Source organism: Kineococcus siccus, assembly GCF_009906795.1.
GTDB classification, from domain to species: domain Bacteria; phylum Actinomycetota; class Actinomycetes; order Actinomycetales; family Kineococcaceae; genus Kineococcus; species Kineococcus siccus.
Genome location: NZ_JAAALN010000454.1, coordinates 1 through 544 on the forward strand (window position 1 = coordinate 1; position 544 = coordinate 544).

Annotated in this window: 1 protein-coding gene; it reads left to right on the forward strand. The window is 71.9% G+C overall.

Going from position 1 to position 544, the window contains the following annotated elements; all coding sequences use genetic code 11:
- On the forward strand, window positions 1-544 hold a 544-nt coding region (locus tag GTR02_RS22100), incomplete at both ends, for a zinc-binding dehydrogenase (protein WP_166609599.1).

The following is a 544-nucleotide window of genomic DNA, read 5'->3' on the forward strand; positions in this document are numbered from 1 at the left end:
TCCTGCCCGCGGAGGCGCTGGTGCACCAGGCCCCCGGGGACCTGCCCCCGGCGCACGTGGCGTTCGCGGAGCCGTTGTCGTGCTCGCTGCACGCGGTGGAACGGGCCGGGATCGGCTTCGACGACGTGGTCGTGGTCGCCGGGTGCGGGCCGATCGGGCTGGGGATGGTCGCGGGGGCGGCCGCGAGGTTCCCCGCGAAGGTCATCGCCCTGGACGCGCTGCCCTCGAAGCTGGCGCTGGCCGAGAAGTGCGGGGCGGACCTGACGATCAACATCGCCGAGCAGGACGCGGTGGAGATCGTCAAGGAGCTCACCGGGGGCTACGGCGCGGACGTGTACCTCGAGGGCACCGGTCACCCCTCCGCGGTGGCGCAGGGCCTGAACCTGCTGCGCAAGCAGGGCACGTTCGTGGAGTACAGCGTGTTCAAGGACCCGGTGAGCGTGGACTGGTCGATCATCTCCGACGACAAGGAGCTGAACGTCCTGGGGGCGCACCTGGGGCAGAACACGTGGCCCGCGGCGCTGCGGATGATCGCCTCGGGCCG